At 61.3% G+C, this 13,290-nt stretch carries 14 protein-coding genes and 1 pseudogene; 4 read left to right on the top strand and 11 right to left on the bottom strand.

The features are described from left to right. The first annotated feature begins 120 nt into the window (after window positions 1-120). The gene (locus tag PD885_RS07475) at window positions 121-843 is read left to right on the top strand and encodes a response regulator (protein WP_002810380.1); all 723 of its coding nucleotides are present in this window, start codon (window positions 121-123) and stop codon (window positions 841-843) included. A 118-nt stretch (window positions 844-961) separates the two neighbouring features. Here PD885_RS07475 and recO read toward each other — a convergent pair whose 3' ends face one another. The 9 genes and pseudogenes from recO to PD885_RS07435 all read right to left on the bottom strand — a co-directional run bounded on the left by recO (window position 962) and on the right by PD885_RS07435 (window position 8,680). After that, window positions 962-1,684 carry a DNA repair protein RecO gene (recO, locus tag PD885_RS07470; RefSeq protein WP_002810383.1) on the bottom strand — a complete coding sequence of 241 codons (723 nt, stop codon included), beginning with the start codon at window positions 1,682-1,684 and terminating at the stop codon, window positions 962-964. A 216-nt stretch (window positions 1,685-1,900) separates the two neighbouring features. Continuing rightward, a complete protein-coding gene (gene era, locus PD885_RS07465) occupies window positions 1,901-2,800 on the bottom strand; it encodes a GTPase Era (RefSeq protein ID WP_002810386.1) in 900 nt (299 codons plus the stop codon). Further along, complete coding sequence (gene rnc, locus PD885_RS07460; RefSeq protein ID WP_002810389.1) at window positions 2,797-3,477, bottom strand: ribonuclease III; 681 nt, start codon at window positions 3,475-3,477, stop codon at window positions 2,797-2,799. The genes era and rnc overlap by 4 nt, the downstream gene beginning before the upstream one ends. Then, window positions 3,467-3,874, bottom strand: a complete 408-nt coding sequence (locus tag PD885_RS07455) for a DUF4845 domain-containing protein (RefSeq protein ID WP_087946482.1) — start codon at window positions 3,872-3,874, stop codon at window positions 3,467-3,469. The genes rnc and PD885_RS07455 overlap by 11 nt, the downstream gene beginning before the upstream one ends. Further along, a complete protein-coding gene (gene lepB, locus PD885_RS07450) occupies window positions 3,874-4,674 on the bottom strand; it encodes a signal peptidase I (RefSeq protein WP_002810395.1) in 801 nt (266 codons plus the stop codon). The genes PD885_RS07455 and lepB overlap by 1 nt, the downstream gene beginning before the upstream one ends. A gap of 105 nt (window positions 4,675-4,779) precedes the next feature. Beyond that, window positions 4,780-6,570 carry a translation elongation factor 4 gene (gene lepA, locus PD885_RS07445; protein WP_002810399.1) on the bottom strand — a complete coding sequence of 597 codons (1,791 nt, stop codon included), beginning with the start codon at window positions 6,568-6,570 and terminating at the stop codon, window positions 4,780-4,782. A 98-nt stretch (window positions 6,571-6,668) separates the two neighbouring features. Further along, window positions 6,669-6,929: a hypothetical protein gene (locus PD885_RS07440; RefSeq protein ID WP_108772838.1), complete on the bottom strand. Its 261-nt coding sequence runs from the start codon at window positions 6,927-6,929 to the stop codon at window positions 6,669-6,671. A gap of 93 nt (window positions 6,930-7,022) precedes the next feature. Continuing rightward, window positions 7,023-7,364, bottom strand: a complete 342-nt coding sequence (locus PD885_RS20585) for a hypothetical protein (protein WP_145954052.1) — start codon at window positions 7,362-7,364, stop codon at window positions 7,023-7,025. Further along, a pseudogene (locus tag PD885_RS07435) lies at window positions 7,313-8,680 on the bottom strand (IS5 family transposase). Before PD885_RS07435 ends, PD885_RS20585 begins: the two are co-directional and overlap by 52 nt. A 326-nt stretch (window positions 8,681-9,006) precedes the next feature. Between PD885_RS07435 and PD885_RS07430 the strand changes: the two are divergent. Further along, on the top strand, window positions 9,007-9,681 hold the full coding sequence (locus tag PD885_RS07430) for a DUF502 domain-containing protein (protein WP_002814429.1): 675 nt from the start codon (window positions 9,007-9,009) through the stop codon (window positions 9,679-9,681). A 4-nt stretch (window positions 9,682-9,685) separates the two neighbouring features. Continuing rightward, window positions 9,686-10,462: a queuosine precursor transporter gene (locus tag PD885_RS07425; protein ID WP_088056751.1), complete on the top strand. Its 777-nt coding sequence runs from the start codon at window positions 9,686-9,688 to the stop codon at window positions 10,460-10,462. A gap of 62 nt (window positions 10,463-10,524) precedes the next feature. On the opposite strand, the gene PD885_RS21390 is transcribed toward PD885_RS07425, so the two are convergent. Both PD885_RS21390 and PD885_RS22675 read right to left on the bottom strand, forming a co-directional pair. After that, window positions 10,525-10,872: a hypothetical protein gene (locus PD885_RS21390; RefSeq protein ID WP_162138793.1), complete on the bottom strand. Its 348-nt coding sequence runs from the start codon at window positions 10,870-10,872 to the stop codon at window positions 10,525-10,527. Further along, window positions 10,826-11,011, bottom strand: coding sequence for an AraC family ligand binding domain-containing protein (locus PD885_RS22675; protein ID WP_425512139.1), 186 nt, complete (start codon window positions 11,009-11,011; stop codon window positions 10,826-10,828). Before PD885_RS22675 ends, PD885_RS21390 begins: the two co-directional genes overlap by 47 nt. Window positions 11,012-11,338: 327 nt before the next feature. On the opposite strand from PD885_RS22675, the gene PD885_RS07410 reads away from it, so the two are divergent. Beyond that, window positions 11,339-13,279, top strand: a complete 1,941-nt coding sequence (locus tag PD885_RS07410; RefSeq protein WP_002814436.1) for a DUF885 family protein — start codon at window positions 11,339-11,341, stop codon at window positions 13,277-13,279. Window positions 13,280-13,290: the final 11 nt, after the last annotated feature.

Below are 13,290 nucleotides of genomic sequence, written 5' to 3'. Positions count from 1 at the left end.
AGATGCGATCGACCAAGGCCGCCCCCCAAGCGGCGCAACAATTGTTGCGCCCCACAAACACAGGCAAACTCCGCATGCGCGCGGCTGATCAGCACGCGGCATCGCTGACAAGGAAGCAGCATGAACATAGCCACACGCCAGGAACCCCATCCACGACTCTTGCTCGTGGAAGACGACCCGATCAGCCGTGGCTTTCTGCAGGCTGTGCTGGAAGGCCTGCCGGCCCAGGTGGACTGCGCCGACTCACTTTCCTCGGCACTCGACCGCGCGCGCGAACGTCGCCACGATCTGTGGCTGATCGACGTCAATCTTCCCGATGGCACCGGCAGCGGTTTGCTGCGGGCACTGCGCCTGTTGCACCCGGACGTGCCTGCGCTGGCGCACACCGCCGACGGCAACATGGCGATGCAGCGCAGCCTGCAATCGGATGGTTTCCTGGAAATGCTGGTCAAACCACTGACCTCCGAACGCCTGCTGCAGGCAGTCCGTCGTGGTCTGGCACGCGGCCGCTACAGCGTGGCGCCGGTCGGTGTGCTCGACATCGCCGCTAGTGACTGGGACGAAGCGGCCGCGCTCAGCGCACTCAACGGCCAGCAACACCATCTCAACGCGCTGCGCGAGTTATTCCTGGCGGAATTGCCGGGCACGCGCGAAGCGGTGGATTCGGCCTTGCAGATGAGCGACGAGCAGGCACTAGGCAACCATCTGCATCGGCTGCTGGCCAGTTGCGGGTTCGTGGGCGCGGCGCGGCTTGCCGGTGCGGTGCGCTTGCTGCGCGGCGATCCGCAGTCGAAAACGGCGCGGACTCAGTTTCATGCGGCAGTGGCTGCGCTGTTGCACTGAGATGTTGCTACGTCAATGTTGTTTGGGGTCGACCCAACGCTCAACTACGCGCTGCCGATCTGGTCTGGATTCAAGCCTTCTTGAGCACCATCGTGTGCACGATAGAGACTCAGTCCCATCAGCGGTGGCGCGCCAGGTCCTCAAGCATTTCCCAGGATTTTAGGCCGCGTCCGCCCAGATGATGCAGCAGCACACTGCGCATGCTGCGACGCAGGCCGGGCATGTCGTCGACCGCCGGCATGACGTCCTTGCCCAAGGCCAGTAGCGCCGCGCCGGTCACTGTTTCGCGCCGATCCTGCGCCAGTCGCTCACTCAATACGCGCATTGCACCTTCTTGCGGATCGAGCCGATAGCGCGCCGCCGGTTCGATCGGTTGCCCGTCGCTGTCGTGTTGCAGATCGAAGGCGAACCCGAGCCCTTCCAGCACATCGCGCTCGAATTGGCGCAGTCCCCAGGCCAACGGCAGATCGGAGGCCAGATGGGCGCGCGCTTGCGCATAGCAATCAAACAGCTCGGGTACCGAATCGTTGCGCGGAATCAGGCGCAGCAGCAACTCGCTGATATAGAAGCCGGCCAGCATGGTTTCGCCTGCTAACCGCGGCGCGGTGTCCAGCGCTTCGGCTTGGTGCAGCTGAGCAAGTTCGCCCCGCTGCACCGCGCTGAACTGGATCAGTTGCAGTGGCTGCAACGCAGCGCGCAATGCCTGCTTGCGCAACCCATGCACACCGCGTGCCAGCAGCCCGACCCGCCCATGTTGCTCAGTCAGCACCTCCACCAGCAAGCTGGTCTCGCGCCAGGCACGCACATGCAGGACGAAACCGCGTTCGTGTTCGATCAGCATGGGGTATAGCCGGAGCGGGGACCGGGGATTGAGGACCCGGTAAAGGCAAAGACACGGCGAGCGATCAAACGAAGCAGCATGCGGCAAAAGCCTCTAAAGACAACCGCAGCGGTAACGACACAAGATCCAACCAATCGAGCCACCGCGTGCACTACCACTGCCTGCCCATATTCAACGACCCATGCCGCACTGTTCCCAGGTCACCGGCTCCCGGCTTCATTCGTAACCGAACGCCTTCAACACCGCCTCGTCGTCCGACCAGCCTTCACGCACGCGTACCCAGGTTTCCAGGAACACCTTGGCACCGAACAGCCGCTCCATCTGCAAACGTGCCTTGCCACCGATGTCCTTCAAGCGGGTGCCGCCCTTGCCGATCACGATGGCCTTCTGGCCTTCGCGCTCGACCCAGATCACCGCACCGATCCGCAGCAGCGCGCCGTCTTCGGCAAACCGTTCGATTTCAACGGTGGTGGCATACGGCAGTTCTTCGCCGAGCTGGCGCATCAACTGCTCACGCACCAGTTCGCCGGCCAGAAAACGCTGACTGCGATCGGTGATTTCGTCCTCACCGAACATCGCTTCGGCCTCAGGCACCAGCTTGAGCAGGTCGTCGACCAGCGCTTTCAGGCCCTTGCGCTTGAGCGCAGAGACCGGATGCACCGCGGCGAATGTGCGGCCTTCGCTGACCTGGGCCAGGAACGGCAACAGCACGGTTTTGTCCTTGAGTCGGTCGACTTTGTTGACCACCAGCACCACCGGCACCCTGGCATCGCTGAGAACCTTGAAGGCCAGCGTGTCTTCATCGTCCCAACGGCCGGCTTCGATCACCTGCACTGCCGCGTCCACGCCCTCTAGCGAGCCGCGCGCGGCACGATTCATCACCCGGTTCATCGCTCGCTTCTGCTCGCGATGCAATCCGGGCGTATCGACCAGCACCAGCTGCCCCTCAGGAAAGGTAGCAATGCCCAACAACCGATGGCGCGTGGTCTGCGGCCGGTTGGACACAATGCTGACCTTCGCGCCCACCAGGGCATTGGTCAGGGTGGATTTGCCGACGTTGGGCCGGCCAATCACCGCAACGCTGCCGCTGCGGTGGGGGGAAGACGTTTCGCTCACGTGTTTGAATCCAGTTGTGCTATGACAAGAGTCGCGGCCTGTTGCTCGGCAAGGCGACGCGAGGTGCCCTGGCCCTCGGCGCGGGCAACGGGCTGCTCAAGAATGCAGGCGACATGGAACTGCTTGGCATGTTCGTCGCCGCTCTCGCTGATCAGAGCGTAATTGGGCAGCGGAAGTTGCCGCGCCTGCAGCCATTCCTGCAGCCGGGTTTTGGGATCTTTTTCTGCCTTGCCGACCGGCAGCGCGGCCAGCGAGGTCTCGAACCACGGCAGCACCACCTCGCGGCAGCGCTCGAAACCACAGTCCAGATAGATGGCCGCGACGATCGCCTCGACTGCATCGGCCAGAATCGAGTCGCGCCGATGTCCACCGGATTTCAGCTCGCCCGGGCCCAGAGTCAGCCGCTCGCCCAGATTGAGGGTACGGCCGATCACCGCCAGCGCCCCTTCGCGGACGAGCTCGGCACGGGCGCGGGTCAATGCGCCTTCGTCGGCCTTGGGCCAGCGCCGATACAACGCCTCGGCGATCAACAGGTTGACGATGCCGTCGCCGAGAAATTCCAGTCGCTCGTTATGCGGCGTCCCGGCGCTACGATGACGCAGCGCCTGGGCAAGCAGAGCCGGATCGGCAAACGCATGCCCGATCGGATCGCCACGCTGAAAGCTCCTATTTGCCACTACGCCCCGTCATGTCCTGGGACGTGTCGAATTTGCCAACGATATCCAGATTGCCGATCAATTCGCGGCGCACTTCGTAGTTGACCTTCATGCGCCAACCGCTTTCGAGCCGCTCGAACTTGATGTTCTCACGCTTGACGCTTTCGGACGAATTGATATCGAGCCGCTTGAAAAACATGTCCTGCAACTTGGACGGATCCATGTCGGCACTACCAGCTTCGTTGGCGAGGCCCTTCATCGACGTACTTACCGCGTAGTACTCCTGATACATCGGAAACAGCTTCATCCCGAGATACAGGCCAAACCCCACCACCGCCAGCACCACCACGAACGATGTCAACGTCATACCGCTTTGCTTGCGCTTCATTGTGTGTCCCCAGGCACGCCCCGCGTGCATCACTGAATCCTGGTTCCGATCCGAGACTGATCAAAACTCCCCTTACAGAACCACCCTTCGCAATTGAGCCAAATCAGGAACGCCTTGCCGCGCAGATTGGCCTCGGGCAGAAAGTGCGTCTGGGTCCAGAACCGGCTGTCTTCGCTGTTGTCGCGATTATCCCCCATCACGAAATAGCTGTCCGCCGGCACGGTCCAGTTGCCCTGCCCGGCCGGCATGTTGCGATCGACCCATTCCAGCACGGTGTGCGTGCGACCCGGCAGGTCCTCGACCAGCAACGTGGTACCGGTCATCTCGGCGCCCCTGGCCTTGCCGATGTACTCGCCCTTGACCGTATAACGCATCGGCTTGTCGTTGATGTATAGCGTATCGCCATGGAAACCGATCTTGTCGCCCGGCAGACCCACCACGCGCTTGATCCAGTTCTGGTCGGGCGCATGCGGCGGCTTGAACACCACCACGTCGCCACGCTTCGGCTCGCCGGTCGGAAAGAACTTGGTGTTGGTGATCGGCAAACGGAAACCGTAAGCGAACTTGTTGACCAGGATGAAGTCGCCGATCAGCAGATTCGGCATCATCGAACTGGACGGAATCTTGTAAGGCTCGGCCACGAAACTGCGCAGGATCAGCACCACTGCCAGCACCGGAAAGAACGCACGCGAGTAGTCGATGATCGCCGGTTCGCTGTCCAGCAGACCGGCGCGTGCAGCGCGACGCCTGGCCAGAAACAACGTGTCCAGCAGCCAGATCAAGCCGGTGCCCAGCGTCAAGACAACCAGGGCGATTTCAAACCATTTCATTAATTTTCCTTACGAACGGGATTCGGGATTGGAGATTGAGGATTCGCAAAAACGTCAGGGCCGGCGTGTCGTTGCCAATCCCGAATCACGACTCCCAAATCCCTGCTACTTATCCATCTGCAGAACAGCCAGGAAGGCTTCCTGCGGAATCTCCACGCGGCCGACCTGCTTCATGCGCTTCTTGCCTTCTTTCTGTTTTTCCAGCAGCTTTTTCTTGCGCGAAACGTCGCCACCATAGCACTTGGCCAACACGTTCTTGCGCATTGCCTTGACCGTGGAGCGCGAGATGATCTGCGAGCCGACGGCGGCCTGGATCGCCACGTCGAACATCTGCCGCGGAATCAGCTCCTTCATCTTTTCGCACAGCTCGCGGCCACGTCGATCGGCATAACTGCGGTGCACGATGATGCTCAGTGCATCGACCTTATCGCCATTGATCAGTGTGTCCACACGCACGAACGGGCCGGCATCGAAACGCAGAAAATGATAGTCCAGCGAGGCGTAACCACGCGAGACCGACTTGAGCTTGTCGAAGAAATCCAGCACCACTTCGGCCATCGGCAACTCGTAGCTGATCTGCACCTGACTACCCAGGTAGTTGATGCCGATCTGGCTGCCGCGTTTTTCTTCGCACAAAGTGATGATGTTGCCGACGTAATCGGGCGGGGTAAGGATATTGGCGCGAATGATCGGTTCGCGAATCTCCTCAACATTGTTCAGCGGCGGCAGTTTGGACGGGTTGTCCATCGGGATGATGCTGCCGTCGGTCTTGAGCACCTCGTAGACCACGGTCGGTGCGGTCGAGATCAGATTGAGGTTGTACTCGCGCTCCAGACGCTCCTGCACGATTTCCATGTGCAGCATGCCCAGAAAGCCGCAGCGGAAGCCGAAGCCCATCGCCTCGGAACTTTCCGGCTCGAAGCGCAGCGCCGCATCGTTCAAGCGCAGTTTGTCCAACGCTTCGCGCAGGTCTGGATAGTCCTCGGCATCGACCGGGAACAGACCGGCGAACACGCGCGGCTGCATTTCCTGGAAACCGGGCAGCGCATGCGGGGCAGGATCGGCGGCCAGGGTCAAGGTGTCGCCGACCGGTGCGCCATGCACGTCCTTGATCGAGGCATTGATCCAGCCGACTTCGCCGGCACCCAGTGCAGCAAGCTCCTTGCGCTTGGGCGTGAACACGCCGACCTTGTCGACCAGATGGGTGCGGCCGGTGGACATCACCAGGATCTTGCTCCCTGGCTTGATCTCGCCTTGCATCACGCGCACCAACGAGACAACCCCCAGGTAGTTGTCGAACCAGGAATCGATGATCAGCGCTTGCAGCTTGTCGGTGTCGCGCGGGGTGGGCGGCGGAATACGCTGTACGATCGCCTCCAACACCAGATCGACGTTGAAGCCGGTCTTGGCGCTGACCGCCACCGCGTCTTCGGCGTCGATGCCGATCACCGCTTCGATCTCCGCCTTGGCGCGCTCGATGTCGGCGGTCGGCAGGTCGATCTTGTTGATCACCGGCACCACTTCCAGACCCTGCTCGACGGCGGTGTAGCAGTTGGCGACCGATTGCGCCTCCACGCCTTGCGCGGCATCCACCACCAATAGCGCGCCTTCGCAGGCCGCCAGCGAGCGGCTGACTTCATAAGAGAAGTCGACATGCCCGGGGGTGTCAATGAAGTTGAGGTGGTAGACCTGCCCGTCCTTTGCCGTATACGGCAAGGACACCGACTGCGCCTTGATGGTGATGCCGCGTTCGCGTTCGATCGGGTTGGAGTCGAGCACCTGGGCCTCCATCTCGCGCGCCTGCAGGCCGCCGCACAGCTGGATGATCCGGTCGGCCAGGGTGGATTTGCCATGGTCGACGTGGGCAATGATGGAGAAGTTGCGGATATGCTTCATAGGGGGTGGGGTCTAACCACCATAATAATACTCACAGCCTTTAATCATCGCACCTCACAAAAATTATTGCAAATAAAATTAACAAATGCACTCGCCAGTCATACCCTCGCTTGCTCATTCACCAACTTCTTAACCACATCAACCAAAGAACGCTGGGAGCTGAGACCACGCTCTATGGCATCGGAAGCACCGCGCGCTAACAGAAAAATATTTTTCCTCAACTCCCCGCCCTTTAAAATACGCAGAACCACACTCTTAAGTTGATCGAAATTATTCACACCGTCAACGAAAATTATATTCTCCGAATCGATTAGAAAATCATAAATACGCGTTCCAACTGAAATTTTTCGAGGCATCACACAACATTTAGAGCGCGCCAAAATTTCGCGAGGAATTCTGGAGCGGTGATATAATACATCAGAATTGTTCTCAAGAAAGAAAACAACATCACATCAATCTAAAAAACGCGGAACCTTCCAGGGCGCACAGGGAGGCACATACCAGCTCCGCGCAGCCAACGCTGGATTTGCAATCACACCCTTAAAAAAACGATCTAATAAGTGAGAGCTACCGGTAGGCATGAATAAAAATTTGAAAGGAACACCTAACTCTGCGATGCTCGCCAAGACCTTTAAAAGAGCGAAACTCCCCTTGGCATGCCCAATCTTCCCGTAGACGCCGAGAATAACACCACCAATATAATCAAAATATTTTTTATTTAGTCGTCCCTGAAAAATCCCCGTCAAGCGCCAAGTGCCGTCGGTGACAGCGGCGCGGTACTCAAGGATGACCATCCCATCGCCCGCATCCAGACACGCAAAAACGCGATCCAGCGCAGCAGCCAACGCAGGTTGTAGCCGGCCGCGCAGCCGAGCACGTGCAGCGCATCGCCTTGGGCACCTTTCAGCCTGCAGCGACGCAACCGGCAGTCGTCTTTCAGATGTCCGATCACCGGCTCCACCGCCTGCCGTCGCTTGATCCAGCGCCATTGCCGTCGCGTCAGCGTCTTGGCCTTGCCGCGATGCAGGACCTGCACGCCATCGACCTCGCGCCCGCGATCGCCCAGGTCCACGATCGCCACCGTCGGTTCTACGCTCACATCCTGCAGCAACCCGCGTGTCTGCTCCAGCTGCTCGGCCAAGGTATCGCCGTCGTACGGGTTGCCCGGGAAGCTGCGCGCACCCACGACCAATCCCTTGCAGGCGGTGACTGCAATGCCGACCTTGACGCCGAATTCGTACGCTTGACGCGCCTTGCCCTTGCCGATGCATTCCACTTCCGGGGCATGCAATGCGTAGAGTTTTTGTTTGTCCTTCGGACGCTGCGTGTACAGCCGTTGCGCACGTTCCAGCCAGACAGCGATGCGCTCGCGCACGCCGGTGTTTACCTGATCGAGTTTGCGTTGGATGTCGCGCACGAGCCGTCCCAGCACTGTGCGTTGACGTCGCAGCACGCGCCGCATCCGCTTGAACTGGCGCGCATGCGCATACCGACCTGCCTTGCGGCTCAGGGCCGGGCCTTGCCGCGCGTAGCTCTGCCGCAATCCGATGCCGTGCCGCTTGGCCAGTAACATCAGCTTCTTGCGTGCCACCTCCAGCAAACGGCTGTCGGTCGGATAGGCGATCGCCTTTTCCTGCACCGTGGTGTCCACGATCACCCGCGGCAACTCGCGTGCGTCCACCGCCTGCATCGCATGCGCGGCGTTGATGGTGTGCGCCAACAGCTCTTCCATCCCGGCCTCACCCAGGCGCTACCGCCAGCGCGTCAGCGAGCTGGCATCGCACGGCAAGCGCGTCTGGAACACGACCTCACCGGTGAAGAACTGCCAGTACGGACTCTCCAGCCAGCGCTCGCACACCGCTTCATCGGACAGGTCGTAGGCGTGTTTGAGGTAGAGCAAACCGGCAATCAGCCGCACCGGCAATGCCGGCCGACCGCCACCGGCCTGGGTGGCCGGCAAGCGCGATGAAAGTGCTTGCTCCAACGCCGTCCACGGCATCCGTTGGCTCAGCCGCGCCAGCGGATGACGCAGATCGATCTGGTTCTCCAGCCACGAACGAAACAACTCGTCGGCGGGTCTGTCTTCGGCAGCGGGACGGCGTGTACGCATGGGCGGAAATTGCAAGAAACCAGCCTTCAGCGTAGCGAACACTGGTAGTTCTGGCACGCCGGTGCAGACATCAAGGCCTTGCGGTCGTTGGGTGGTTGGGGTTTTTCAGGGGCGACTCGTTACGCTTGCGCGCAGCCCACTCAGCGCAAGCTTTCCAAACCGTTCTGCCAACCTCACTTGGCGAGGCACATTCACGCACTTCGCGGATTGGTCTCACTGCATCCAGTGCACCGGATCGCAGCATCGACGCGCCCTTGCCATCTCCCAGGCAAACAAGGCTTACCGATGGCATGCACCGGACGCCGCCGCGTGCCTACAATGCGCGCATGTCCGAATCCCCCACGCCGCATGCCCGCCCATCCCTGCAACGCGTCTTTTTGACCGGGTTGCTCACTCTGCTGCCGGTCTGGTTGACCTGGGTGGTGGTGAAGTTCGTTTTCTCGCTGCTGTCGGGCATCAGCAGCCCGTGGGTGGCGCCGTTGTCCGAGCGCATCGCCGCCTCGTTTCCCGGCTATCTGGACTGGATCAAGGCGCTGTGGGTGCAGAACACCATCTCGCTGATCGCCACTGTCGGCGCGATTGTGTTCGTCGGCATCCTGAGCCGGCGTGTGATCGGGCAGCGTTTGCTGCGCTGGTTCGAGGCGATCATGCGGCGCATTCCGCTGGCCAGCGTGGTCTACGACAGCGCGCGCAAGTTGCTCGACATGCTGCAGACCCAGCCCGGTAGCACCCAGCGTGTGGTGCTGATCGACTTCCCGCATCGCGACATGAAGTCGGTGGGCCTGGTTACCCGTGTGATCAAGGAACAAGGCACCGGCCGCGAGCTGGCGGCGGTGTATGTGCCGACCACACCTAACCCGACCTCCGGCTATCTGGAGATCGTGCCGGTGGAGCTGCTCACCCCGACCGACTGGAGCGTGGATCAGGCGATGGGCTTCATCATTTCCGGCGGCGCGGTGGCGCCGGACTCGGTTCCCTTCACCCGTACCGCAGATCGCTGACGCAATGACACAGGTGCGTATCCTCGACGATCGTGCGGTACGCCTGTTCATTGCGCTGGCGGCGTTGTTCTGCGTCAACGCGGCGTTGGCCGAGTTCATCGGCGTCAAAATTTTTGCGCTGGAAGCCACGCTTGGTATCGCACCTTTGAACTGGAATCTGTTCGGCCAGACCGGCTCGCTCAGCTTCACCGCCGGCACGCTGCTGTGGCCGGTGGTGTTCATCATGACCGACACCATCAACGAATTCTTCGGCAGCCGTGGCGTACGTTTCATCTCTTGGGTGGCGGTGGCGCTGATCGGATACGGCTTCGTGTTCGCGTTCGCCGCGATCGCGCTGGCACCGGCAGGTTGGTGGGTCACTGCAGCACAGAGCCAGGGCGTGCCGGACTATCAGGCCGCGTTCGCTGCGGTGTTCGGCCAGGGCCTGTGGACGATCGGGGGCTCGCTGGTAGCGTTTCTGTTCGGCCAGCTGATAGATGTCTCGGTATTCCATCGTATCCGCCGCGTCACTGGTGAAAAACACGTGTGGCTGCGCGCCACCGGCTCCACCACGGTGTCGCAGTTGGTGGACAGCTTTGTGGTGATCTACATCGCCTTCGTGCTCGGTCCGCAGCATTGGTCCACGGACCAGTTTCTGGCGGTTAGCACGCTCAACTACGTCTACAAGATGAGCTTTGCGATCGCATTGATTCCGCTGCTGTATCTGGCACGCCGGGCCATCAGCGCATATCTCGGTGCCGAACGCGCTGAGCAATTGCGCGAGGAAGCGGCCGCGGACTGAGCGTGGCCGGCAAGACGACTGCGCTCCTAGCCCAGCGCGGCGTAACCAGTGCTCGGAGCATCTCACTCATCTGCCTCGGTTCCGATCGAGCGTTTCGCATGTTGTGATGCTGCACGCCACGTTCTCTCAGCCACGTTCAGCGGCGAACCTTCATCCATCGAAATTTCGTTCAATCCTGCAGCGGCTGCGCTGGCCATGCTGTTGCGCCCTGCAACGGACGCCGCGCAATGGACCATCTTGTCGCAACGGCGCGCTTGGCTTTGGTGTGCTCGATTTCCCCCAGGCCGGCCGATCTGGTCGCACTGAATACCGGCGCAAGCTCTGGCGCACATGCAGCGCACAGGCATGTCATCGGCGCCACCATCAGTTGCGTAGCGCTGCTGCTGTTGGTCGGCATGGGCTTGCAGCATGCGCGCCCAGATAGAGCATGCGGAACGACCAATCCTGCTGCGGATCCGGATTGCAGGCATGCACCTCGCCAGGATTGATCAGGGTCAGCGACTGCGCAGTGACCTGTGCACGCGCACGTCCATTGCGATAGCGGGCCACTTCGCGATCGGCCGCACCCACCGAACCATTATTGGTGCTTATGCGGCGCAGAACCAAGGCATGCGGCTGTTGACCACGTGGCGTCGTTCGACGAAGGGCAAGGCCGGATCGCGCCAGAACTCCTGCCCGCCCTGGATGGGCACCTGCGTATCGCGTGTCGATTCGGCCTTCTACATGGCGGCAAGATGATCGCACCGCAACATTCTTCGGCCCCGCATCCTTGCCTTGCTGCCTTGATGAATATCAGGCGCGCAACATCACCCAAATGGGTGGCCGTAACGGTGCGGATCGGGCAAGCTCCCCGCTCGCTTGTTTCCGGAACCAGTAATGCCCCTTAGCTTTTCCCGCCTGCTGTCCCTGGCCATGGCCGCCATCATGAGCCTGTCGCTGGCAACACCCGCCGGTGCGGCCAAAAAGAAGACCGGCAAGGCACAGACCACGCAAACGCACGCGGAGGCGAGTAAAGCCAAGAAGACCGCCAAGCCTGTGGCCAAGGCCTCAAAGCCTGCCAAAGGTGGCAAAGCAGTCAACGCCAAGCCACACCCGGTCGCCGGGCCGGTCGTGCTGACTAAGGCGCAGCAGCTCAACCTGCTCTACGACCAGTACTGGGATGCCTCGCTGAAGCTCAATCCGCTGCAGGCTACCTTACAGGGCGAGGGCCGCTACAACGATCAACTGCCAAATTTTCTGTCGCCGACGTTCCGGCAGCAATCGCACGAGTTCACCGTATTGTGGCTGGGCAAGGCCGAGGCGCTGGGGCCGGAGGGCCTGAGCGGCCAGGACTTGCTCAGCTACCAGATCTTCGTGCGCGATGCGCGCGGCGCGCTGGCGGCCGAGCAGTTCCCCAGCTGGATGCTGCCGATGAACCAGTTTTACAACATCGCCAGCATCGCGGTGGTGCTGGGCTCGGGCATCGGCGCGCAGCCGTTCAAGACGGTCAAGGACTACGACAACTGGTCGCGCCGCGCGATCGGCATCCCCGAGTTGTTCGACCAGGCCATCACCAACATGCGCGCCGGCATGCAGGCCCGCGTGGTGCAGCCGAAGGTGTTGATGCAGAAGGTGCTGACACAACTGGACGCGATCATCGTGCGCAATGCCGAAGACAGCCTGTTCTGGGAGCCGATCCGCAACCTGCCGGCCGACATTCCCGAGGCCGACAAGCAACGCCTCACCGCCGAATACAAACGGCTGATCGAAATGCGGATCATGCCGGCGTATCGGGAGCTGCGCGGCTTCATCGCCACCCAATACCTGCCTGCCTGCCGCGACAGCGATGGCCTGGCCGCACTGCCCAACGGCGCGGCGTGGTACGCCTACGACGTGCGTCAGAGCACCACCTCCGAGATGAGCCCGGAGCAGGTGCATCAGATCGGGTTGGCCGAGGTCGCACGCCTGCAGGGCGAGATCCAGGCCTTGGCCCGGCAGGTCAACTTCCGCGGCAACCTGCCCAAGTTCTACAAGTTCATGCAGACCGACAAGCGCTTCACGTTCCGTAGCGACGCCGAATTGCTGGGCTATTACCGTGGTCTGCAGGGGCGCGTACAGGCTGCGGTGCCGCGTCTGTTCAATGCCCATGGCATACCGGCGCTGGAAGTGCATGCGGTGGAACCGCAGCGCGCGCAGTCGGCTGCCAGCGCCTCGTACATGCGCCCCAGTGGCGATGGCAGTACGCCGGGCATCTTCTACGTCAACACCTCCGACCTGCCCTCGCGCAAGACCTGGGAGACCGAGAGCCTGTACCTGCATGAAGCGGTTCCCGGCCATCATTATCAACTCGGGCTGCAGCAGAAACTGACCGACCTGCCCAAGTTCCGCCGCCTCGGTGGCGAGACCGCCTATATCGAAGGTTGGGGCCTGTACGCCGAATCGCTGGGCCGCGAGCTGGGGCTGTATCGAGACCCATACAACACCTACGGCTATCTGCAGAACGCGTTGTGGCGCTCGATCCGCCTGGTAACCGACACCGGCCTGCACAGCAAGGGTTGGACCCGCGCCCAGGCAATCGACTACATGCTGGACAACTCGGCCATGACCCGCGCCGATGCCGAAGCCGAGGTCGACCGCTACATGGCCATTCCCGGCCAGGCACTAGCCTACAAAATCGGCGAGATGAAGATCGCGCAGCTGCGTGAGCAGGCGCAACGCGAGTTGGGGCCACGCTTCGATGTGCGCGCCTTCCACACCGAAGTGCTCAAGGACGGCTCGGTGCCGCTGGATATCCTGCAAGACAAAATCCAGCACTGGATCGCAACGCAGAAGGGCTGAGGCGACTTAGG

This window comes from Xanthomonas fragariae (genome assembly GCF_900183975.1).
GTDB classification, from domain to species: domain Bacteria; phylum Pseudomonadota; class Gammaproteobacteria; order Xanthomonadales; family Xanthomonadaceae; genus Xanthomonas; species Xanthomonas fragariae.
Note: the sequence above shows the minus strand (reverse complement) of the source record. Positions and strands in the feature narration are given on the sequence as shown.